Here is a 22,301-nt window from a genome sequence, read left to right as displayed (position 1 = left end):
GAACAGTTTTTGCCTAGATGATACTCAAATAGGCTCAGAATAATGTTAGTTTGCTTAGTCCCTTTTATTCTCCAAAAGGCAGCTCGTACTGCGCTTAGGTTTCAATATGGCTTACTAAAAGAGTCATTAATTCTTCAGAATCAATTATAGATATCAGCGCTAGTTGCTTATTTAAATCGAATTATATCTCAATGTAAATTCACTTTATTTTGCTTAAAGATGGCGTCCAACATTAAGTGTTAGTAAGTGTTAATTAGATGTATACAAACGTTTAAATGATTGCTTAAATGGCTGATGTGTCTTTGTCGTATTTGGTGAAAATATTTGGGCAGCTTTATCGTTAAGTTGTTATTTTAAAATTAAAATTAAGACATCAGAAATAATAAAAGTATCCAGCAGCAATGACTGATGGATCAACACAATAAAAAGGATATTTTAATGCGTCTAAATAAGTTAGTGCTAGCATTGGGAATGGCATCAACCGTTGCTCTAAGCGGTTGTGGTTATGACGAAACAGATAAAAGTGACTCGCTGTTTGTTCCTGAACCCACTCCAGAAGTGGTCCCACCGTTACAAGCTTTTGCCCCAGAAGGTCAGCTTAAAGCGCAAATTCGCCGCACTACTTATGGCGTACCACATATTAAAGCCGATAACCTTGAAAGCTTAGGTTTTGGCAGTGGTTATGCCCAAGCACAAGACAATCTATGTGTGCTCGCCGACGGCTTTATTAAAGCTAATTCAGAGCGCTCAATGTATTTTGGTCCTCATGCTTCGCTTGATTTCACTACCGGTTTACCGACAGCTGAAGACAACGGTAACTTAATCTCTGACTTTGCCTACAAAGCACTAAAAATTCGTCAGAAAGCCGAAACCGAATACCCCAATTTTAGCTATAACTCTCGTGCGTTAATGCAAGGTTTTAGTGCTGGTTATAACCAGTTCTTAGCTGATGTTGAAGCAGGTACCCAAACAGCAGAACCTTTTTGTGCAGGTCAACCTTGGGTTAAACCTATTGATGGCATAGACGTTGCCAATTATTTATTTTCGATTGCATTACTTCCTGGTGCGGCTAACTTCCTTGATTTAATTTTTTACGCAAACCCAGGTGATGGGCAAGAATACTTACCGCGTATCGTCGGCCCTGCGCCAACGAAGGCGCAAACTGCCTTCATTCAAGATGTGAATACTAAATTTGTCGCTTACCAAAACAGAATAACGACACCAGAAACTAACCCTAGAGATTTGGGTTCAAATGGCTGGGGGTTAGGTAAAGACAAGACGGCAAACGGCAAAGGTATGCTGCTTGGCAACCCACACTTTCCACATACGGGGAACTTACGGTTCTGGCAGTCGCACTTAACGATCCCGGGGCATATTGACGTCATGGGGGGGTCATTAGTGGGCATGCCTGCTGCAATCAATATTGGCTTTAACAAAGATGTCGCTTGGACGCATACCTTCTCAACAGCCGAGCATTTTGTGCTTTACAATCTAGAGCTCGTGAGTGGCGATCGCATGCAGTACCTGTTTGACGGTGAAACTATGCCTATCACCAAAGAGACGGTGCAAATTTATGTCAACGGCGGCCCAGCAGGTATGTTGGTGGCAGAAAAAGATATCTACACTACGCCAAAAGGCCCAATTGCTGAAGCGCCAGCCACGCAAGCACCATTTGGTTGGGATGATGGCCAAGCCTTTATGTTGCAAGATGCCAATATGGCTAACAAAGATCCTGTCGATCATTGGCTAGCCATGAACCGTGCCAGCAACAAAGCGGAGTTCCAACAAGCTTTTAAAGACTTCGATGGCGTAATTTTTAATAACACCATGTATGCCGATAAAGAGGGGAATACCTTCTACATTGATGACTCAACGGTACCGGGTTTATCTGGCATCGCTATTAGTCTACTAAAATCGAACCCAGACATCATTGCTGCGCGTCAGCAAGCGGGCTTTACCATTTTGCCAGGTAATACCAGCATGTTTGCCTTCGATAAACCAATGGCGTACGAGTATGCACCTAAGCTTGAACGCACTGACTTTGTGCAAAACTCTAATAATTCATTTTGGTCAACCAACCTCGAAGCACCACTGGAAGGTTACTCCGCCATGTACGGCCCTGAGCGAGGCCAGCAATCACTGCGCACACGTATGGCACTTAAGCTGATGAGCGAAGCGGCAGGTGATGATGGCAAGTTTACGATTGATGAGTTAGAAGCCGCCGTTTTGGGTAATGATGTTTACCTAAACAGCTTGGTGCTGAGCGATCTAATTGGCCAGTGTGAAGCGCAAGGTGATAGCCCTGTTATGGTCAGTGCAACGCAATCAAAGGACATCTCGGCTGCTTGCGCAGCCCTTAAACAGTGGAATGGTAAACAGGACAACGACAGTATTGGCGGGGCACTGGTGCGTGAATTTGCCCATCTATTTGACCAAGCAACTATGCTGACTGTGCCATTTGATTATGAAAATGCAGCAACAACGCCAAATACTTTAACCACAGATGGCAGTGCGCTGGTGGCATTAGCCAAAGCAGCGCTGAATGTTGAAGCCGCTGGCTTTGATGTAGCAGCTGCAATGGGCACGGTGCAGTTTGTTGAAAAGTCTCTGCCAGATGGAGCACCATCGGGGACTCAGTTACCTTGGCCTGGAACGCATAACGCTGAAGGTGGCTTTAACGTATTCTCAACCCGCTTATCAGGCGATGATACCTTAGTGCCACAACACAGCTATGCTGCAGTAATGGACGCAGTAACTGGTAAACCATTAGCATCTGGTTTGTCTGAGCAAGGTTATGGGATCCGTTATGGTTCAAGCTGGATGATGGCGGTGAGCTTTACTGACCAAGGGCCTGTGGCTAAAGGTATACTGACTTACTCGCAATCGAGCAATATTATGAGCCCACAGTTTAATGACCAAAGTACGCTATATTCAACCAGTAAGCAGTTCCGTCCTTTGTTGTTTACTGAAACTGATATTGCCGCTGCGGTTGAATCAACCCTTGAGCTCAGTGCACAACAGCAATAAGCGCTTAAGTCATCTACTTAGGTTTTTTGTTTTAGGGTTATGTTGTCTTTATTTGAATCGGCTTGTTTGAATAAGCCTGTTTGAGTAAGCCTAGATATTGCAAAGGGAATGGTTAAAGCCGTTCCCTTTTTGTTTTAACCGTTTAAACAACATACACAAATAAAATAGGCTGCCACTATTAACTCCACGTGTTGGACGCGGCCACAAAAAAGCGCAGCTTGTGCCGCGCTTTAGATTAAATTTGGTTAACTTGGGCAATCATTAATTCTTCAGTGAAAGCATCTGTTTGATCTGGGCTTGTTCTGCATCGGTAAGCATCGCCTCGTGGGCGACTTGCATGCTAGTTGGGCAACGGCTTTCATTGTCTAAGGCCTTGTCAAATACCTGAAAGTGGCTACCTGATACTGTCTGATATTGGCAAACTAACAAGTTCTGATCCGTTTTTGATTTGACTAAATCAGCGGTTACCGCTGTATTGGGTGAGGCATGCACGCTGCCAATTGAGACAAATAAAGTCAGCGCGATAGTGGTTACTGTTTTCACTGCTGTAGTTAACATATTGGTTAAATTTTTCATCTGTCGCCTCTGCTTAATCATCCTAATTCGATAATTAATATAGCTGCAGAATGCTGTACCGTAACTTAACGATTGATTAACTAGGGGCTGTTGACCTTTCACGGTTGTTTTTGCCGCAGTTTATTGGCTATTTTGACAAGGCGGAGGCTATGTCGTTTAGTCACTCTCCACAAATAACCTACAACACAGTCAAAATAGCCAAGAAGCGCGGCCCTTTGGGTTCGTTTCAATGCTTTTATTCTTTTCTGACTAGAATGCGTTACGAAATTTTCGCTTAGCCAGCTAAGCAGTATCGCTGAAGTCTGGTACTAAAATAATTATTCCTTAGGGTAAAGAATCGAACAAAAACTAAGCTCGAAAGAACAACAGCCCCTGACTAAAGAATTGATAAGAGACTGCAATCAGTAACGCTGTTTGCGTACCTTCGTGCAAGCTTTAGCTGTGATGTAAATCGAAGCGTACTATGCCCCACGGTCAACGAACACCGCGGGGCTTTGTCTTTACTGCAGTAGTTATCTGTTCAGTACAAATTGATCAATTTGATTTTGGGCTAAGGCTTGATTCATTGTGCCCTTAAGTAGCTTGTACATTAAAATAGAGGCATCAATTTCAGCTTTTCGATTGGTTAAACTTTCAATATTTAGTCCTAATGGGATATTGAGTGGAAGTACCGCCGCCAAAATTTTCAGAAGGTTACTGTGGTTGACCTTAATTGATTCATACAGAGGATCATCGGCTGACAAAATACGCTCGCGGGTGGCTTCGGGAACTGAGACGCCCAACCAGTTGATGAACTCTAATGTTTTAGCGCTACCGCAGGGGGAGAATGTCAGAATGACCCGATTTGGCTTTATATTATTGAGCGCACATTCCTCAGCGTAGCTGGTTAACATATCGATAGTTGCTTGGGCGTTATACACCGCTTGAGTGATGTAGTACTCACAACCTAGAGTCGACTTACCTAATAGACGAATATGTTCATTTTTTTTACTTAAATGGCGCTCGGCAATTGCAATGCCCCCAAGATAGAACTTTTGCGAGTGTGCGGCTAATACACGGTAAGCGTCATTTAAAGGCAATGAACTTGCAGCTTGAGTCGATGGCGAACCGACTAATACTAAATCTCTTACATTATTTTGATACCAAGCACGAGATAGCCATTCATTAAAGCTCTGCTCATCAAGGCCTGCGACACTCTTATAGGCGATAACAGGTTTAGCCGACTTTTGATTAAGCAGCTGGGCGTAGGTGCCTGAGTCATATGTGGCTTTAAACGGAAAAGGCCTAGGTGTATCAATTCGGCTAGTTTCATCTTGAATATCGTAAATGATTAAACCATCGAAACTTATCTCATCAAGACGGGCTAACAACTTATCAGCAATGGTACTGACCGATTCAAAATCCGTATCAATTTTGGGTGGGGTTGTACCAATAAAGTAGATCCCACGGTGATGATCGGACGAACGCTGTTTCAATGATTTTTTCATGTTTAGCCGTCTAGATGGATATTAGATGCCATTGTGTCCTAAATCGCGACGATTGTTAAGGCTCTATAAGATAATTTTTTATCATGTTGAAATCAGTATGGCTACTTAGGGCAAAGCTTAGCTTTGCTAAGCCTTTAGTTTTCTATACACTAATTAGGTTTAAGCTTATCTACTCGCTTATCCACCAATGCCGAAACACATGACTTAATCGTTAACTTAGCCGATCAGAAGCGGGCAATCACAATTGATCTTAGTCATCAATATACAGCAGTGTCTAACTTGCTGTGAAATGAGGTTAATCAGTGTGATCTTGATATCAGTGCCAATGAACTACCGCAAGATCCACAAGTTGACCATCGTATAATGACCAAGATCCTTGGAGCTCAGGCGCAGCGGAAGTCTATGCGATTGTGACTGGCGTTAGCCCTAGCTGAGACGAATCAGTCCTTGATATCGTTGAGCTTGCTTATTTAGATTACGATGGAACAACTTATCATCCAAACCAAGTGTTAATCCATTGGGAGCGCTATCGTTGGGCTACTGCAGATGTACTGCTTATGGAGCATGATGATGGCACTAACGACAAGATACTGACAGGTAAACAGTTAGAAGCTGCCGAAGCGATCATGCCCATGTTCCCCGGCGCCCAACGCTATGCAACCATTTAGCAGATCACCAATGGTATTTTGCAAACTATGCCTGATGTTTGGTTCACTAACGATGATGATTGTGTCGATGTTTATTACACCTTATTTGAAGGAACAACTTACTACTATCATCTAGGGGCAAGTAACAATGTCGCGGCAACTTTTACGCCGCTAACGATTCAACCAAGGTAATAATCAGCAGCAGAGACAAGTCACTCTCTCTGCTTTTTCATTATTAAAGTATAGGTATTAGCGGTTCAATATTTAGGACTTTGTTAAAGCTTGCCACCAAGCCATTATCTCGTTCGATAGAGTTATTCAATTCGGCAGTCGCTGCCGATATATTCTGCTGTAAAATCATCATTTTTCAATATTTAGTTTAAGAAGTTAAGAACTTTTGTCGCCTGTACGGTTATTGATATTAGCAATTGGTGAAACACTCTTATTTAATAAAGGAAGTATTAGAATGAATAAAAGTTTGTTAAATATGGCAGTTACTTCGGCACTATTGATATTTTCTAGCAGTCAAGTGCAGGCGCACGGCTGGTCAGAATATCCAGAAGCTAGACAGCAAACCTGTTTTAAGGAGGGTGGAGTTTGGAGTGGAAACCCACCCAGTGCAGGTTGCTCACAAGCTAAAGCTATTTCTGGTTCATATCCCTTCGTTCAACGTAATGAATACTCAATCAACATCACTGATTACAACAATATTCAAACCGTAAGAAATACGGTTCCGGATGGCACGCTTTGCTATGCTAATGACCCACAGAAAAAAGGCATGGGTGCAGCTAGCGAAGGTTGGACACGCTCTAAAGTCAAAGCGGGAACGTTTGAATACGTATTTAACGCAACAGCTCCACATAATCCTTCGTTTTGGCAATTCTATTTGACTAAACCTGATGCGGATCTTTCAAAAGCATTAGCTTGGGGAGATCTCGAGCTTATTCAAGAAGAGGGCAACATTCCGGTGGTTGCTGGCAAGTATCGCATGGATGTGACCATTCCAACGGATCGAGTCGGTAATGCTATCTTGTTTGTTCGCTGGCAGCGTATCGACCCGGTTGGCGAGGGTTTCTATAACTGTAGTGATATTGAAATAGTCAATGATGATGTGACTCAGCCGCCTGTTGATCCGACACCTGAACCGAGTGAACCTTACTTAGTTACCGGTGGTCGCTTCATTCCAGCATCTATCAGTTTAGATTCAGTTACTATTGGCAATAAGGTTCATTACAAGGTATTCAATAAGAATGGCGAAGAACATTCGTCTTTCTCGCTCGGTATCACCTCTGAAAACAAAAATGACTGGGATCGCTTACTCGCTTCACAAGTGAATGGTTGGTATGAAGCTAACCATCAAGGCAATGTGTTCATCGGTCGCTGGCATGAGGAGATGAAGCACTATATGTATTTCAAAAATGATCTTCATGGCAATAACTTCAACTCAAAAGATGCCCGCGCTTCTGGTGAGTTCAGTGTCACAACTGATCCTAACCCAGTCGTCGCAGCTATCTCTCCTAAAGTACTTAAACCATTAAGTAGCGCGAGTGTGGTGCATGGTGACTACGTTGTACTACAACATGATGAAAGCAAGGGGGATGCTACGAGCGTACAGTGGTTGCAGACGAGTGGCACGCCAGTGCAAACAAAAATAGGCTTAAATGATGAACTGATTATTGAAACAGCCAAGCTGGAAAATGTGCGTCATGAATTAACCTTTAAATTAGTGGTTAGTAATGATGATGCTACTGACGAAGAGGTGTATTCTTTTGTTGTTGAGCCTGACTCAACAGGGCCTGTGCCTCCTGTAGAGCCAGAAAAGCCGAACACGAATACATGGAGTACCGCCAGTATTTATATTGTGGGTGATGTGGTGACTCATAATGGTAAAACTTGGACCGCTCAGTGGTGGACTCAGGGTGAGGAGCCTGGCACTACCGGGGAGTGGGGTGTTTGGCGCTAAGCCAACTAGCATGCTATGTGATGTGAGCCAGAAGGAAGCCCTTCTGGCTTTTTTATGGGGGAGCTGCGGCGATGGGCTTTACTCGGTGTTATTGATTTTACCAAGGGGGTGACCATTAGTGGTAATCAAAGGCGTGATTAAAATCCTTTAACTCCCACTGAATCATGAATCTACAGCTAGAACGGCGATAAATACCTTGCTTTGTTATGGTAAGTTTTAGGCTGTTAAGTTAATTAATTGCAGTTGAGGGCTCTACAAGAAATGTTTTGAGTCAATATCACGGTTGTTAATCAAAGTATTATAAGGTTAGTCTGTAGCGCACTCATTGTTGGTGGCTTGACCGCTAACTGAACTAACTTTAGAGAGATTTTGTGGACTCGATTACTCAAGCGGCTTTAGGCGCAACAGTTGCAGGTGCAATTGCGGGCAGGCGTTGTAATGCCAAGGTATTGTTAGCAGGTGCTTTGCTTGGCACTTTGCCTGATTTGGATGTCTTTATCGATTATGGCGATGATATCAGCAATACGGTAAAGCACCGTGGCTTTAGCCACTCAATATTGATCTTACTGCCGTTTTCCTTACTTGTTGCTGGCCTGTTCCAACGCTTTAAACCTCTCCCTGACTGGTCCTTTTCTCGATTGTGGTTGCTGGTTCTTCTTTGTTTAGTCACGCATCCTTTATTGGATACTTTTACCAGTTATGGCACGCAGTTATTATGGCCGCTCCACGGCTACTACTCTTTATCGAGTGTTTTTATTATTGACCCGCTCTATACCTTGCCTTTACTTATCGCAATAGCTATTGGGTGGGCTCGTAAAGCGTCACTCAGTCGTTATTGTTTGATAGCGCTCGTGGTTTCTAGCGCTTATTTAAGCTGGAGTTTAATCGCTAAGCAGATAGTAGAAGAAAGAGCATATGCAAGTCTCGAGCTGCGTGGATTCAGCACCGAAAAGGTGTTTATTGCGCCCACACCGTTTAACACCTTACTTTGGCGTGTTGTTGCATTAGATGGAGAGCATTATTGGGAAGGCTTAGCATCGGTGCTCGATAGTCATCCTGATATTGAGTTTATCTCTCAATCTCGCGGCGAATGGCCGTTAGTCACTCAGCCTGAGCAGCTGGTGGCATTGCGCGATTTCACCGATGATTTTGTCCGTTATGAGCAACTTAATAAGCAATTGATTGTGACTGATCTACGCTTAGGCATGTTTGGTAATCTGGCTTTTAAATTTCAATTTGGCAGTCAAGATGGCAGCGGTGAATGGAGGCTCCAAGTGCCAGCACGTTTACCGCAACCCAGTATTCAAGGTGAGTTAAAGTTATTACGTGATAGGGCGCTTGGTGATCAAACGATCAATGCTAGCCTCGGTCTGTGTAGCTCACCGTGCGCGAATATGTAATGTTCATTAGTGTTAATTTCGCGGTGTTTTCCGTTTTGTGATTTCTTAAATTTGGAGTAGATATGTCTCAAACAGTTGTTATTACAGGTGCTAATCGTGGTATTGGTTTGGCGCTAGCCACTCTTTATTGTGCTCTAGGTCAAAATGTTTTCGCTTTATGTCGCCACTCTTCTGCTGAGTTAGCTGCATTAAATGTAAACGTAGTGACCGATATTGATGTGGCGACGGACGCGGGGATTGCTAATATGAAGCAAGCTTTAGCGAATACCAATATCGATCTACTTATCTGCAATGCTGGCATATTGCGCGATGAGAGCTTAACTAATCTCAATCTTGATACCATTCGTGCTCAGTTTGAAGTTAATGCTGTGGCGCCATTGCGTGTGGTTGCAGCGTTACAAAATCACTTAACTCGAGGGGCTAAAGTCGCGATGATAACCTCGAGAATGGGATCTATCGAAGACAATACTTCCGGTGGTCGTTACGGTTATCGGATGTCGAAAGCGGCGTTAAATGCAGCATCAATGTCATTGAGCCATGACTTAGCCCCTAAAGAGGTGGCAGTGGGAATTTATCATCCAGGTTATGTACAAACGGACATGGTCAATCATGGTGGAGATATCTCTGCTAATGAATCCGCTAGCCGCATTGTTGGTTTAATCGAGCAGCTTGATATGAGCCAATCTGGGGTCTTTAGGCATTCAAATGGTCAGGTTTTACCTTGGTAGTCGCTAGATAAAACTAACCAAATAAAACTGCAGCTAATCTTCAAGTTATTAAGATTAGTTGCAGTTTTAGTTCATCTTTTACCTAATCACTATTAGACAAACGAACATTTGCACCCACACAGCGATTAAATTCGTACTCTATATTTGTTTTCTCCATGCTCGTCTGTCTGCCTGATTTGAGCTTACAATCTTTAACTTTGAATCATTATTGTAATTTTTGCAGGCTAGTTAAGCTCCATTTGTAACAGTCTATTTTCATATGTAAATTATGAGTGATAATTATTATCACTTAGTTGTTTTTTCTTTATACTCGCCGCCATCTTTTCTTATCCTTGAGAATACATCCGGTGATATCACGCTCTATAAAATTGTTTTCATTATCATTTTTAGCACTTTCCATACAGTCCCATGTTTATGCACAAACAGAAGTGGAACCAGTGATTCAGCATGAACAGGCAGTTATAGATGCTCAAAATAAGGTGTTAGGCGAACCAAAAGTTGAAGCCATTGAGGTCATTGAGGTTACAGGCAGAGCTTATCGTCGTGGACTAAAGCTAGCGCCTCCTGGCACTGCTGTTATTACCATGAAAGAGGTTGAAGAGCAGCAGTCAACACAGTTTGCAGAATTGGTTGATCAACTGCCAGGTATAAATATTGACGGCGGCACACGTGTAGGCGGGGAGCGCATCAATGTTTGGGGCTTTGGTGATGAAGAAGACCTCAATCTGTATTTAGACAATGCACCTCTAGGTTTTGAGCAATATCGTTATGGTTCGTTTTTTGTCGATCCTGACTTGATTAAACAGATCCAGGTGATAAAAGGTGCCCATGATGTTCGTTCTGGTAATGGTGGTTTTGGTGGTTCCATGTATGTTACTAGCAAGAGCGCTGAAGACTTTTTAGATGCTGGAGAGCATTTTGGCGCTCGTCTTAAAGGGGGTTACAGCGACAATAATGACGAGAAGCGCAGCTTAATCAGTGTATATGGGCAATTTAATCGTCACCTATCTGCCATTGTTAATTACACCTATCGAGATGCAAATGATACAACGTTGGGCAATGGTATATGGGGCGATAATATTGCACAGGAGGGGGAGCCGGTTGAGCTAGATACTGGTGATGAAGCTAAACTGCGCTACTCTGGCTACCGTCAAAACAGCTTATTAGCTAAAGTGGATTTTGATTATGGCGACCATTTGATGTCTTTGTCGATGACTGATTATAAAGATGAAGGACAAAAACCTTGGGCAAACCGCCGGGGGCAAATGCCGACAATTAGTGATTACAATATTAAGAAGTATGGTGATTATGAAACTGCGCTGTTTGCAACGACGGCTCATAATACCTATAAAGATACCAACTACTCATTAAATTACCGCTATACGCCCAATAATGACTGGATAGATACTCAACTAGTCGTGTCAACCAGTGATAACCAGCGGCATTGGGTACGTCCAGACATAGCATGGGAAAAAATGTATGTCTCTGTGGGCAATTTTGGTCATGAATCTTGGCTTGATTACAAACGTTCATTTGTCGATATCAATAATACCAGCTGGTTTGGCGATAATAGCCTGCTGTTAGGAGTTCAATATCTAAGTTCAGACCGTGACTCCTTGGTGTACAACAAAACTTATGAAAAGAAAGAAGCCAAAAATTTTGGTTTATACACGCCTTATTATCAACCTAGTGGTAAACAACAAACATCTAGCGCTTATGCTGAGTTCAACTACCAAATAAGCGATCAGTTATCAGTGAAACCTTCGCTTAGGTACGATTACATCCGCAGTGAAGGTAAAGAAAACTTAGCTGCTGATTATAATGATATTTCAGCCGGACATGATTACTCGGCAGTTTCACACTCTGGCCTTTCACCCCGCTTAGGAGTCCACTATGAATTGAGCCAGCAGACTCAATTTTACTTTGATTACGCCTATACATTACAGGCTCCGGTTATTGATGATATTTACACGGTACAGTATGCCAAGGCGAGTAAAGCAATTACATCAAGTCGTGATTTAGACTTGGAGCGATTACAAGCTTATAAGCTTGGGATGACTCAGGTTAATAATGGTTTGTTTGCTGATGACGATACCCTATCGACACAGATCACCATGTACTACCATAAGGGTGAAGGTGATATCGCGAAACGCTCAGGAGTGAACTCAGTAGAACAAGCTCAAGGCTATAACACCAATCTTGAGGGATATTATAATAAAGGGGCCGATTTAGTCGTTAACTACCGATATCAAAACCTGTTTGCAGATTTAGATGCGTCGTACATTACAGGTAAACATGATGGTAGCTTGAAAGACTCTACCGGCGAAGATGAGTATTTAGCCGATCTCGCACCAACTAATATTGGCTTGAAGCTTGGTTATTACCTAACAAACGACTTAATGTTTGCCTGGCGAGGCAAGTGGTATGACAGTAAATCAGAAGATGAGATGCCTGCGGAAAGTAGCTTCAGGACTGATCAACCAACAGATGCCTATTTCGTACAGGATCTCTATGTTGCCTTTAGCGGAGAGTCCGGCGCGTTAGATAATTGGGAAGCCTACTTAACGGTAAAAAACATTACCAACCAGTACTACAAACCTTATATGGGCGATGGTGTTGCGGCTGCCGGTCGAGATATAAGAGTGAGTGTTGCTTACTCGTTTTAGTTGCTCGTGACATAAAAAAGGCCACTGATGTGGCCTTTTTTATGGTTAAACTAATAATGATATTTTACTTATTTTCTTCTACCTGCATCCAGTCAACGGTAACGCCAGCTTGGTCGAACATATCTTGGCTTATTTTAATCTTTTCACCCCAGCGAGACAGGAAGTCTTGGCTTGGTTGAGGACTGTGCACAGTGCTTAGTCCTGTTTGGATGATCTTGGCTGCGCAGTTAGGGCAGGGGAAATGGGTCACCCAGATCTCACAACCACTAAGATCGCGTTTGGCATAGAGTATGGCGTTCTCTTCTGCATGCAACGTTTTGAGCAATTTCATCTCGCGGTTGTCGGTTTCGGCGCTATCGGAGACTCCATGTGGGTAACCATTGAAACCTAAAGACACAATGCGGTTATTCTCGGTGATCACTGCGCCCACTTGAGTAGAGGGATCCTTACTCCAAGATGCAACGAGTTCGGCCATTTGTAAAAATCGTGTCGCCCATTTTGTCATCATCTCTCAAGCACTCCTATATCTATACTACTGAATAAACTACTCAATCTAGTTGCTATTCTCTATGGTGAACAATGATAAAGCAACCAAAAGCCAAGCTACTTTAGTGAATCAATGTATATCGAGTGAAGACTTATGTTGGGCTAGGGCTTGCTAGTGTTACTGAAAGTGTCGTTTTTATATTTCCTAAATAGAGCTCTATCGATTACGCAGATAGAAAATAGGTTCTATCTACTAAGTCTCTAAGGTTGTGAGCTGCTTCACAAAAGAGAGGCCTGTGCATTGCTATGTGTTGAATTGGCATGAGGGCTGGCTTTATACTCCGCGAAATTATCGATATCTTAATTTTACCTTAATATTTAATCGATAAATTTAGTAAGGGATTCAGGATGAGCCCTCGTTATCAGTGGTCATAATGAAGAGTGTAATACTTGCCCAAAAACTTGATATTTAATGAAAAAGTCACGCAAGTTGTATGCGATTCTGTTTATATGCAATACCATATCGTCGATACCAATAAGCCCCTTATTATTACGTTTGAAGCCATGAGTAGTGGCATAAGCACTGATAAATTTGAACAGTGGAATGACACTATTGCTACATTTAGCTTTATAGATAAACTAGGCTACAACGTTATCTCTTTTATACACAAAGAGAATACTTATTATCGCTCGGAAGGGTTTGTTAATTTCATCAAAGAGCTAGCCGAATCACTCGATATATTCAGCACCAAAATAGGTTATGGCATTAGTCTTGGTGGCTTTGCATCTGCCCTTTTTGCTAACGGCTTAAAGCTAGATACTTGTTTGCTGTTAATGCCGCAAAGTACATTTAGCAACAAAATTGCACCATGGGAGCCAAAAAGTCGTTCATCATCCAAGCATGAAGAGTGGGATAATGGCTTCTATAATGATGCAACGACTTGTTGTTGCCCTGTGACGATTATTTATGATCCTCTTTACCCTGTGGATGTCAGCCATGTAAAACGGTTTTCGTGCGATATCACTCATGTTTACCTATACGGCGTTGGACATCGTATACCTCGTGCGTTAAATCATATGGGGATCCTTTCAACGGTGGTTAGCTCTTTTTTATTAACGGGTAAAGTACCTAGCGATTACTATAAACTTATTCGCAGACGAAGATATCTAAAATACTATTTAAAACACCTGATTAAAAACCCAACCGGTAAGCTCAGTGTTAAAAGGCGGTGGGTGTTTATGCAGTTGTATTTGAAGTTATCTATTTCTAAGACATTTTTAGCGACTTAATGCGGTGGTTGCTTTTACAGATCATAGACGCCCATCATGGTTTTGCATTTTGGAAAATAGAGCATGAATTCTGATGGTGCTTCATAGTCCTGTGCCATCAGAACTTCAAGGTTTACTCTATCTATGGCCACCTTTTGACCTGAATGGTTAGCAATACTGGTTAGGTTAATAATTTGTGGGTCACCCGAAGAGGTGGTTTTACCTAACCCGCGTCAATATCTGCTTTTGATGTGACAACCGCCAAAGTGGTCAATATGTGAGTGGGTAAAAATCACCCCTGTTATAGGTAGGTTCTCAACATTTACCTTTAGCAACTTTAGCCCAGCAACTGAAGCCTCAGGAGAGCAACGGATCGATAACTATCCAACTATCTTCGCCATGAATAAAAGACATCACTGAAAGGTCAAAACCACGTACTTGATAGATACGGTCAGTGACTTTGAATAAAGCATTTATATTGTTTAGCTTTGTTTGACGGACTAGTGAGGGATTGATGGTTTGGCTGTCTTTGTCTTTATCTATAAAACTGAATTTGCCGAAACCCCAGATCACTCCGCCTTTATTGTCTTTAATGGTTTTTTCGGACTAAGTGGCAATGAAACCACGAGATGAATTTTTTATATCATCATAAATGACTTGTGAGCATGCTCGGTGTGAGAGGAGGGCAAACGGTTAGGTTTTACTTATTCCGTTTGCCAGTCTCAGTTTATTACTTAATGCGTCAGTCGGCGATGGTCGGTGCACTGAGCTTAATGTGCACTGCTAAATATTTGGCTGAAAGAGGGACGCTGGTGGATCTCAATCGGCATACTCAGTTTACGTGCAAGATCACTGGCGGCAATTAGCCCGCGAATATGGTGTTGTTGGTGATCGATCACCAGCATGTGGTGCAGGCTATTCTCTTTTAGAATACGCACAATGTCGCTGACTTTCGCCGTAGATATCTGCTCATAGTCAAAAGCTTGCAGATTTTCTCGGCTGACCATGACATCTGTAACGAGCAGCTCATCAATAGTATGGTTCATCTTTTTTGCCGTGAGTAACATGTTGAGCTCCGACAATTCATGCATGGTAATCACCCCCAGAAACTTGTCATTCTTGTCGACAACTAGGCGCATATAGGCATGAGTGTTTTCCATGATTTTGCCTGTTTCAACAGCACTTGTTGACGCATCAACTACGATTGGACGAGCAACATCAAAATCGGTAAAAACCTCTAATGCAGGCGAGTCTAAGTAAGCGGTCTCTGCTTTGCTAGACCATAATAGATGATCGACAGAAGCTGTACTAAACAGTTGTAAATTTCTCATAAGTTAACTCCATTGCATTAAAGGGATGATTCAAACTTTTACATCTAGTCTTTTATATTTCGGCTTCAATAAGCCTAACTTTGAAATTCCAGAATGCGCCGCTTAAACATGCAATTCAAGAAGATGAATAACAATTAACCTTGGTTAAGCACTTGCTTAAGTTGTAGGTGGTTATGTTAAATTTTAAGCTGGTGTAGCTGCTAATCGATTGTGGCTGAGAGCGTTTTATGCATATTGAAGTTGTTTAATTTGCGACTAGAAAATGGCAAGCACAACTTGTCGATATGAGTAGGTTTTATTGCAGCTTTGGATTTTGTAGGAATGAGTAGAATTACCAACGCCCTGGCAACTAAAAAGGGAACCATAGTCAGCTTTTTAATTGCCAGGGTTACTTGAGATTTTAGTTAAAGCAAACCTTGGTGTAATCGCCAAATTTAGGGTTGTCGCCCGACACATAGGCACAACCCGCTTTAGTGTCAAATACCATCGACTCGACAGTGACGAAGTCTGAATCATATTTTGTTAAATTCAGTGGTTTTTGTTCTAAGATAAACTGCATCCCGCGAACCGTTCTCTCTTTGGCATAGTTGATGAACATATTTGCCGCATCTTCACGGGCAAAGGTATCAGCAAATGTCATATTGGCCTCAAGCTCAGTTTTATCTTCTAAGAATGTTTCTCGCATCTCGGCTGTATGATTGCCGTGACCAATCCCTGATTCACCGCGCACTAAGCGTGTACCTTTGGTGGTCATTTCTATTGCGCCATGGTCACCCTTATCGTCGGCAACTGTGAAGTTAATGGCTACCGGAGTGGTGTAATCTTTTAGTTTATTGAAAGCGTCTTCGACACTTTTTGATGCCGTGATTGCTGCAAATACTGCATCAGGGGTGACCACGTTTTTAGTGTCTATAGTGGCTGACGGCGCGCTTGGTTCACCCATAAAGTTTAATACTGCAGCAACGTGCTTACCCATGCCTTGAAAGTGGCCGCCATCGGTTGCTAAGAATATACGCTCGTCAGTTTTGATAACGGTAGTTTCAGCCGTTAAAAGGTTATTGATATCCATATCATTATTTTGAGCTACGATACCAGTTTCGGCAAAAGCAAGTGTGGTACAGCCTCGCATGCTCTGTGCTGCACCTTGGAGTATGGCTAAATCATCGCCCGCAGTAACAAAGCTTTTATTAATATCCCAGTCTGCTTGCGCAATTGCGGCATAAAGCTCATGTACTTCAACGCCCTTTATTTCGGCTTGACGCTGCATCAGCCCTGCATATTTTGGCGCAATGGCTTTGTTGTTTTCGACTGCATTTACTGCAATGTCCAATACAGTTTGTTCAGGCGTTAGGCGGTGTAGAGTTGCGAGCTGCTGCGCCAGTGCTTCTTGGCCTTTTCCTGACAAGTCAACGACTTCAGCGCCTACTTGGTGTGCCGTGCGATCTGGTGCGTAGTAGTCTAGCGCTTCTCCTGGCACTTGCTTCGCAGCAGCTGCAAAAGAAAGGGTTCCGATAGTGCTAGCTAGAGCAACGGCAACGGTAAGTGTTTTGATTGAGTTTTTCATAATGTGACCCTCGTTTAAATATTCATTGATTGTTGAAAACAAGGTTATTATCTATAATTTTTTAAATATCTGTTAATAGCTTTCCTATGGTTTTTGCCATAGGATTGTGGGGGCAAGAAAAAGGCATTACGGTGCAATTATCTTATTCGATGTTTTATTGTGGCTGAATAAAGAAAAGGGATAAGCGATTTATCAATTGATCTGCATAAGAGCGGTTTTGAAGCTTAAGAGGCTATATTCTGAATATTGAAAATGATGGCTTAATCGTTGAGCAATGGCAAGCGCAGCGGCACTATAGGCTCATTCACTTCGACTCAATTTGAAACTATAGTACTTTAACTGATGGATTCTATAGGCTGAGTTAATTCTTTTTGAATATAGGGGCTGAATCCGCTGATTGGTTTGATAGAGCATAAGCTAGAAAAGAGTGCAGTGTTTGTAAAATTAACCCTGCACTTTGTATATCGCTTGTTATTGCAAGCCGAATATCATGGTGCAATGCTAATATGGTCTACATCGACTTTGACACTTTCCCATTCACGATCAATCTCCCCACGAATCACTAAAGTAGTATCTGGGGTGACATTTAAACCATGCCACTCATCATGTTCTATTTCGATAACGATATCGCCAGTTTCATCTTGAAAACTATATCGTTCACCACCGATAGCTTCAGTAATTTTACCTTTTAGGGTAACGTGAGAATCATCTCTAGAATCTAGTGCATGTCTAACTGAGTGAAAGTTAGATGTACCAGCACCATTAAACCCTTGTGTGGTTGATTCTGCAGCTGATTTCTGGGGTGATGAAAAGCCTTCTTGAGCTGATGATGTTACTGAATATAGGCTTGAAGATAGCGCTAGAATGCCGCTGATTAGTATTAATTTTTTCATGTTTATTCCTAATATATTTATTCAATTAAGTGCAAATGCTCATGAATATTTATGAGGTATTGAGTGAAGATTACGCTGCTATTCTGAATTGAATAATAAAATAGACAAAGCCAGTATATATCTGTATTTCGAATGGGTTAATGATGTTGAGTATATTTGGGTGGGCGCGACATTTATCACTGTCACTATTGAGCATAGGTGCGCTATTGCCTACAATAGCGCACAATATATTTATTACTTTTGATTACAGGCCAAGACCATGACCGATACGACTTCAAAGCCAGCTTTACCTGATCGCCTATCCGTTAATCCACGCAGCAAGCACCATGTGGAAGCTATTTTTGAGTATGACATTGGCATTAAGCTTAATGACAAAGAGCGTTTTGATGTTGAAGAATATTGCATTAGCGAAGGTTGGGTAAAAGTGCCATCACATAAAGCGTTAGACCGTCGCGGCCAACCGCTTATGATGACAGTTAAAGGAACGGTTGAAGCCTTCTATAAGTAAGTATCGTGGCTTAAATCGATAAGCTAAACATTAGCTAACAAAGCGGACCACAAGGTCCGCTTTTTTGTACATGGAAGTACTTATCCCTCAAATCTTAACTGTTCGATTCAATTTCATTACAATTATCAGTTCGATATTCCTGTAAGTAAAACCTCCTAGAATCAGTCATAACTCCATTATTTTGTTGAACCCTTTTGAGCTTTAATTCGTAGTTAATCTGTAGTGATAGCGTTTGAATCTCGGCTACAGCAAATATTATTTAAAACCAATGCTTTTAAAAGGGGAATTATGTCCTTATCTAAACACCTTGTAGTGTTCAACCATATAGTTTCCAAAGGGAAAATGTACGATAACAAATACCATCTTGATGGATTAACAGCATGGCATGACTTTGATGGTTACACCTGTTATTTGGGATATCAGGACTTAGTGATGACCTTGCAATTTCACGGACGATTTTCCTATGAGTATAAGGATCGGCTTGCCTACAATGAGTTTAATGCTTTGGTTATCACCATAGCTAGGCAGTTAAATCAGCGTTCTGTAAGCAATCAGCGGTAGAAGTAAGCCAATATTGATAACGAATAATCGAACTCGCTTGCGCTAGGCTCTGGGTTAACAACGCTACTCATTTCAGTTTTCAATACCGCAGCTCTTTTCGTTTGGTTTAAAAGCGTTCTAACAGGAGGTTCCTAAGATGAAGAAATCTAAGCTTCCAAGTAAAGTTTGCATCGTCTGTTTACGGCCCTTTCTGTGGCGAAAGAAATGGCAGAAAGACTGGGCTGAGGTTAAGTATTGTTCTAAGCGCTGCGCCGGAAATAAACAACAGATATCAGGGAGTACTAAATGAGCCCTCAACATCATTCATCAACCGTTCAACAAGCGTCAACGTTGAGGTTAATTTTGGGCGACCAGCTCAACGCATCGCACTCTTGGTACCAAGAGAAAAATCCTAATACCTTGTATGTGATTGCCGAGCTTCACCAAGAAGCAAACTATACACGTCATCATGTGCAGAAAGTGTGTGCCTTTTTTGCAGCAATGTCAGCGTTCGCTCAAGCGCTGGAATACGCGGGTCACCGGGTACTACATCTGACTCTTGACGATACTGCGTGCTATCAAGACTTACCTGCAATGTTAACTGCGCTATTTGAACGTTACCAGGTTAATCAGTTTGAATATCAGTTAGCGGATGAATACCGTTTACGGCAGCAATTATCTGATTTTTCACAAGCTTCGCCAGTTAAGGGGCAAGCTTATGAAACTGAGCATTTCTACCTGTCAGACTCTGAGCTAGATGACTACTTTAGCAAAGGTAAAAAACACCGTTTGGAGCATTTTTATCGCAAGTTGAGAATACGATTTCAACTGTTAATGGACGGTGCTCAACCTGTTGGTGGGCAATGGAACTTTGATGCTGATAACCGCCAAAAACTCAAAGTCAGCGATTTCGACGATGTGCCAGAGCCTTTGCTGTTTGCCAACAATGTCACCTCCATTTTACAGCGATTACAGCGACATAATATCGATACCATTGGTGTAGCTCACTCTCAATTACTTTGGCCTGTGACTCGGCTGCAAGCGAACGAGTTACTGCAATTTTTCTGTCAGCACTGCTTGATCAGGTTTGGGCGATTTCAAGATGCAATGACCGACAAACTTGATGCTAACCAAGGCGAACTGTTCCAGAGTAAGCAGTGGTCGCTGTACCATTCACGACTATCGTTTGCCCTCAATGCCAAGATCCTTGGCCCTCAGCAAGTCGTAAGTAGCGCGATTGCTTTTTATCACTCGGCTGATGGCGAGGTGAGTTTGTCGCAGATTGAAGGGTTTGTTAGGCAGATATTAGGCTGGAGAGAGTTCGTTCGAGGTGTGTATTGGGCAAATATGCCTGAGTATGGCCAGCTTAATGAGTTGGCTGCTAATACTAACTTGCCTAGCTGGTTTTGGAATGGTGAAACCAAAATGAACTGCCTACATAATGCTATTAAGCAATCGTTGGATTATGCCTATGCCCACCATATCCAACGCTTGATGGTTACGGGGAACTTTTGTTTGATTGCAGGCATAGATCCCAATCAAGTTGATGACTGGTACTTAGGCGTTTATATCGATGCTATTGAATGGGTTGAAATGCCTAACACCAGGGGCATGAGTCAGTTTGCCGATGGTGGTATTGTTGGTTCGAAAGCATATGCGGCAAGCGGTAACTATATAAAGAAAATGAGTGACTATTGTAACGGGTGCTATTACCAAGTTAGCGAGAGTTACACAGATAATGGATGTCCTTTAAATGCTCTGTACTGGCATTTCATGACACAACATATTGATGACTTTAAAGCGAATCCACGCACTAAAATGGTCTATAGCAATTGGCTAAAAAAGCCAATGCGAGATAAGGAATTGGTGCTCATGCGTGCCAAACACCTATTAGCTCATATTGAGGAGCTGTAATGCTTTCATCGTTATTTGAAGTCATCCTATGAAAGGAATCATAAAAATGAAACACATTAGTTCTGGTGAAATAAACCAGATGGAGCAACGAGCTCGAGCAAGATTAATTAACAGTTTGTCTGGCTTTAAAAGTGCTAATTTAATTGGCACAAAAGACTACAGTGGTTGTAGTAACCTCGCCATAGTCAGTTCAGTATTTCATCTCGGTGCTGATCCGGCATTAATTGGAATGATTATTCGTCCTGAAAGTGTGCCTAGAGGTACATTGAGTAATATAAAACAAACTAGTAGCTACACGATTAATCATGTGTCCACGTTAATATATCGGCAAGCTCATCAAACCTCAGCCCGCTATGATGCTGATGTTTCTGAGTTTAAAGAGGTTGGTTTAACTGAGGAGTACCTTGATGGTATTTTTGCCCCGTTCGTTGAGCAAAGTCAGCTAAAATTTTCCTTGCTACTAAGACAAGTTACTCCGCTCGCGATTAATGGGACGGTACTTGTCATTGGCGAGGTCGAACACATTATTGTTGATCAGCACTGTATTAAAGATGATGGTTATTTGGATATAGAGTCTCTGGAGAGCGTCGCAATTTCTGGTCTTGATAGTTACCACCAAACCCAAAGGCTAGATAGGCTTAGTTATGCTAAACCTGATAGAGAGTTAGACTCTTTGCCATTAGAAGGTCGCTAAAAGGGTTGAAAATAAAGTACGCAAAAACAGAGCTGAGGAGTAGACTAAATAAAGCGTTATTAGGCAAGGAGGGGAGTATGTTTGCTCGTTTTGGACTACAGCTTATCGCGGTCGTTATCGGCACTGTTTTGTTAATGGCTGCTAAACCTGTTAAGTCTGACGATATCGCCAATAATGCTAACATTACGATTAAACTGGATCGTTACCTCGGGGGAAATAATACCAAGTTGGCCGCTAAGCCGGCGCTTAGCTTTAACTTCAGTCGTGGTGCAAGCGACAATGTTTGCAGTATTATTACTACCGACAGTTACTTACGCTATTCAAATAATCGACTTGAAAATATTAACCTCAGTGAACCCAATTTCTTTTTTGATTGCCATTGGGACGACACCTACTACTTTCTATCCAAACGTTATCGTACGTACGCCGAAGTGATCATCAAGCAGCCGGATAGCCAGTTTCCTATGTCGATGCATATTGAGGCTAAACTCGTTAGTTTAACGGGTGAGAGGGCAACGATTATTAGTGGAGATATTCCGCTTAAAAGAATAATACCGAATGAGTAAGGTTTTTGCAGAGAAGCGGTGTTAGTGAATTTGACCCCAAAA

General features: G+C 42.1%; 20 protein-coding genes and 1 pseudogene. 13 read left to right on the top strand and 8 right to left on the bottom strand.

Annotation, left to right across the window (positions count from 1 at the left end; translation table 11 throughout):
* Window positions 1-438: 438 nt before the first annotated feature.
* On the top strand, window positions 439-3,027 hold the full coding sequence (locus L2730_RS03740) for an acylase (protein WP_248973370.1): 2,589 nt from the start codon (window positions 439-441) through the stop codon (window positions 3,025-3,027).
* Between the two features lie 261 nt (window positions 3,028-3,288).
* Here the strand turns inward: L2730_RS03740 and L2730_RS03735 are convergent, their stop codons facing one another.
* Both L2730_RS03735 and L2730_RS03730 read right to left on the bottom strand, forming a co-directional pair.
* Window positions 3,289-3,603, bottom strand: coding sequence for a hypothetical protein (locus L2730_RS03735; protein ID WP_248973369.1), 315 nt, complete (start codon window positions 3,601-3,603; stop codon window positions 3,289-3,291).
* Between the two features lie 512 nt (window positions 3,604-4,115).
* Window positions 4,116-5,090 carry a methylenetetrahydrofolate reductase gene (locus L2730_RS03730; RefSeq protein WP_220739383.1) on the bottom strand — a complete coding sequence of 325 codons (975 nt, stop codon included), beginning with the start codon at window positions 5,088-5,090 and terminating at the stop codon, window positions 4,116-4,118.
* A gap of 362 nt (window positions 5,091-5,452) precedes the next feature.
* Between L2730_RS03730 and L2730_RS03725 the strand changes: the two are divergent.
* The 5 genes and pseudogenes from L2730_RS03725 to L2730_RS03700 form a co-directional block, all read left to right on the top strand.
* Window positions 5,453-5,929, top strand: a pseudogene (locus L2730_RS03725) (DUF3103 family protein); the annotation flags it as partial.
* A gap of 274 nt (window positions 5,930-6,203) precedes the next feature.
* Window positions 6,204-7,700 (top strand): lytic polysaccharide monooxygenase, encoded by a 1,497-nt coding sequence (locus L2730_RS21950; protein ID WP_283105640.1) that lies wholly within the window; start codon window positions 6,204-6,206, stop codon window positions 7,698-7,700.
* A 371-nt stretch (window positions 7,701-8,071) separates the two neighbouring features.
* Entirely contained in the window at window positions 8,072-9,100 is a 1,029-nt protein-coding gene (locus L2730_RS03710) for a metal-dependent hydrolase (protein WP_248973368.1), read from the top strand.
* A 62-nt stretch (window positions 9,101-9,162) separates the two neighbouring features.
* Window positions 9,163-9,828, top strand: coding sequence for an SDR family oxidoreductase (locus L2730_RS03705; protein ID WP_248973367.1), 666 nt, complete (start codon window positions 9,163-9,165; stop codon window positions 9,826-9,828).
* Between the two features lie 437 nt (window positions 9,829-10,265).
* The gene (locus tag L2730_RS03700; protein ID WP_248973366.1) at window positions 10,266-12,494 is read left to right on the top strand and encodes a TonB-dependent receptor domain-containing protein; all 2,229 of its coding nucleotides are present in this window, start codon (window positions 10,266-10,268) and stop codon (window positions 12,492-12,494) included.
* A gap of 64 nt (window positions 12,495-12,558) precedes the next feature.
* Here L2730_RS03700 and L2730_RS03695 read toward each other — a convergent pair whose 3' ends face one another.
* Complete coding sequence (locus L2730_RS03695; protein WP_248973365.1) at window positions 12,559-13,002, bottom strand: dCMP deaminase family protein; 444 nt, start codon at window positions 13,000-13,002, stop codon at window positions 12,559-12,561.
* 428 nt (window positions 13,003-13,430) lie between these two features.
* On the opposite strand from L2730_RS03695, the gene L2730_RS03690 reads away from it, so the two are divergent.
* On the top strand, window positions 13,431-14,270 hold the full coding sequence (locus tag L2730_RS03690) for a hypothetical protein (protein WP_248973364.1): 840 nt from the start codon (window positions 13,431-13,433) through the stop codon (window positions 14,268-14,270).
* 212 nt (window positions 14,271-14,482) lie between these two features.
* Here the strand turns inward: L2730_RS03690 and L2730_RS22080 are convergent, their stop codons facing one another.
* From L2730_RS22080 to L2730_RS03670, 5 genes are all read right to left on the bottom strand, one after another.
* On the bottom strand, window positions 14,483-14,584 hold the full coding sequence (locus L2730_RS22080) for an MBL fold metallo-hydrolase (RefSeq protein WP_428848430.1): 102 nt from the start codon (window positions 14,582-14,584) through the stop codon (window positions 14,483-14,485).
* 22 nt (window positions 14,585-14,606) lie between these two features.
* Window positions 14,607-14,822 (bottom strand): hypothetical protein, encoded by a 216-nt coding sequence (locus L2730_RS03685; RefSeq protein WP_248973363.1) that lies wholly within the window; start codon window positions 14,820-14,822, stop codon window positions 14,607-14,609.
* Window positions 14,823-15,019: 197 nt separating this feature from the next.
* The gene (locus tag L2730_RS03680) at window positions 15,020-15,580 is read right to left on the bottom strand and encodes a CBS domain-containing protein (RefSeq protein ID WP_248973362.1); all 561 of its coding nucleotides are present in this window, start codon (window positions 15,578-15,580) and stop codon (window positions 15,020-15,022) included.
* 400 nt (window positions 15,581-15,980) lie between these two features.
* Window positions 15,981-17,144 (bottom strand): carcinine hydrolase/isopenicillin-N N-acyltransferase family protein, encoded by a 1,164-nt coding sequence (locus tag L2730_RS03675; protein WP_248973361.1) that lies wholly within the window; start codon window positions 17,142-17,144, stop codon window positions 15,981-15,983.
* Between the two features lie 488 nt (window positions 17,145-17,632).
* A complete protein-coding gene (locus L2730_RS03670) occupies window positions 17,633-18,037 on the bottom strand; it encodes a YgiW/YdeI family stress tolerance OB fold protein (protein WP_248973360.1) in 405 nt (134 codons plus the stop codon).
* A 259-nt stretch (window positions 18,038-18,296) separates the two neighbouring features.
* Between L2730_RS03670 and L2730_RS03665 the strand changes: the two genes are divergently transcribed.
* The 6 genes from L2730_RS03665 (at window position 18,297) to L2730_RS03645 (ending at window position 22,259) form a co-directional block, all read left to right on the top strand.
* Window positions 18,297-18,545: a DUF3297 family protein gene (locus tag L2730_RS03665; protein ID WP_248973359.1), complete on the top strand. Its 249-nt coding sequence runs from the start codon at window positions 18,297-18,299 to the stop codon at window positions 18,543-18,545.
* Window positions 18,546-18,833: 288 nt separating this feature from the next.
* Window positions 18,834-19,106, top strand: coding sequence for a DUF3081 family protein (locus L2730_RS22075; RefSeq protein ID WP_428848429.1), 273 nt, complete (start codon window positions 18,834-18,836; stop codon window positions 19,104-19,106).
* Between the two features lie 136 nt (window positions 19,107-19,242).
* Window positions 19,243-19,395, top strand: a complete 153-nt coding sequence (locus L2730_RS03660) for a DUF2256 domain-containing protein (protein WP_248973358.1) — start codon at window positions 19,243-19,245, stop codon at window positions 19,393-19,395.
* Window positions 19,392-20,999 (top strand): cryptochrome/photolyase family protein, encoded by a 1,608-nt coding sequence (locus L2730_RS03655; RefSeq protein ID WP_248973357.1) that lies wholly within the window; start codon window positions 19,392-19,394, stop codon window positions 20,997-20,999. Before L2730_RS03660 ends, L2730_RS03655 begins: the two co-directional genes overlap by 4 nt.
* 46 nt (window positions 21,000-21,045) lie before the next feature.
* The gene (locus L2730_RS03650; protein WP_248973356.1) at window positions 21,046-21,693 is read left to right on the top strand and encodes a flavin reductase family protein; all 648 of its coding nucleotides are present in this window, start codon (window positions 21,046-21,048) and stop codon (window positions 21,691-21,693) included.
* 77 nt (window positions 21,694-21,770) lie between these two features.
* A complete protein-coding gene (locus L2730_RS03645; protein WP_248973355.1) occupies window positions 21,771-22,259 on the top strand; it encodes a hypothetical protein in 489 nt (162 codons plus the stop codon).
* Window positions 22,260-22,301: the final 42 nt, after the last annotated feature.

Origin of the sequence: Shewanella kaireitica (assembly GCF_023284045.1) — a bacterium.
In the GTDB taxonomy this organism is placed as follows: domain Bacteria; phylum Pseudomonadota; class Gammaproteobacteria; order Enterobacterales; family Shewanellaceae; genus Shewanella; species Shewanella kaireitica.
Note: the sequence above shows the minus strand (reverse complement) of the source record. Positions and strands in the feature narration are given on the sequence as shown.

Excerpts from the sequence above, each read along its gene's own strand:
- L2730_RS03740 (WP_248973370.1), top strand. The coding sequence starts at position 439 with ATGCGTCTAAATAAGTTAGTGCTAGCATTGGGAATGGCATCAACCGTT.
- L2730_RS03735 (WP_248973369.1), bottom strand. The coding sequence starts at position 3,603 with ATGAAAAATTTAACCAATATGTTAACTACAGCAGTGAAAACAGTAACC.
- L2730_RS03730 (WP_220739383.1), bottom strand. The coding sequence starts at position 5,090 with ATGAAAAAATCATTGAAACAGCGTTCGTCCGATCATCACCGTGGGATC.
- L2730_RS21950 (WP_283105640.1), top strand. The coding sequence starts at position 6,204 with ATGAATAAAAGTTTGTTAAATATGGCAGTTACTTCGGCACTATTGATA.
- L2730_RS03705 (WP_248973367.1), top strand. The coding sequence starts at position 9,163 with ATGTCTCAAACAGTTGTTATTACAGGTGCTAATCGTGGTATTGGTTTG.
- L2730_RS03695 (WP_248973365.1), bottom strand. The coding sequence starts at position 13,002 with ATGATGACAAAATGGGCGACACGATTTTTACAAATGGCCGAACTCGTT.
- L2730_RS03680 (WP_248973362.1), bottom strand. The coding sequence starts at position 15,580 with ATGAGAAATTTACAACTGTTTAGTACAGCTTCTGTCGATCATCTATTA.
- L2730_RS03675 (WP_248973361.1), bottom strand. The coding sequence starts at position 17,144 with ATGAAAAACTCAATCAAAACACTTACCGTTGCCGTTGCTCTAGCTAGC.
- L2730_RS03670 (WP_248973360.1), bottom strand. The coding sequence starts at position 18,037 with ATGAAAAAATTAATACTAATCAGCGGCATTCTAGCGCTATCTTCAAGC.
- L2730_RS03665 (WP_248973359.1), top strand. The coding sequence starts at position 18,297 with ATGACCGATACGACTTCAAAGCCAGCTTTACCTGATCGCCTATCCGTT.
- L2730_RS22075 (WP_428848429.1), top strand. The coding sequence starts at position 18,834 with ATGTCCTTATCTAAACACCTTGTAGTGTTCAACCATATAGTTTCCAAA.
- L2730_RS03660 (WP_248973358.1), top strand. The coding sequence starts at position 19,243 with ATGAAGAAATCTAAGCTTCCAAGTAAAGTTTGCATCGTCTGTTTACGG.
- L2730_RS03655 (WP_248973357.1), top strand. The coding sequence starts at position 19,392 with ATGAGCCCTCAACATCATTCATCAACCGTTCAACAAGCGTCAACGTTG.
- L2730_RS03650 (WP_248973356.1), top strand. The coding sequence starts at position 21,046 with ATGAAACACATTAGTTCTGGTGAAATAAACCAGATGGAGCAACGAGCT.
- L2730_RS03645 (WP_248973355.1), top strand. The coding sequence starts at position 21,771 with ATGTTTGCTCGTTTTGGACTACAGCTTATCGCGGTCGTTATCGGCACT.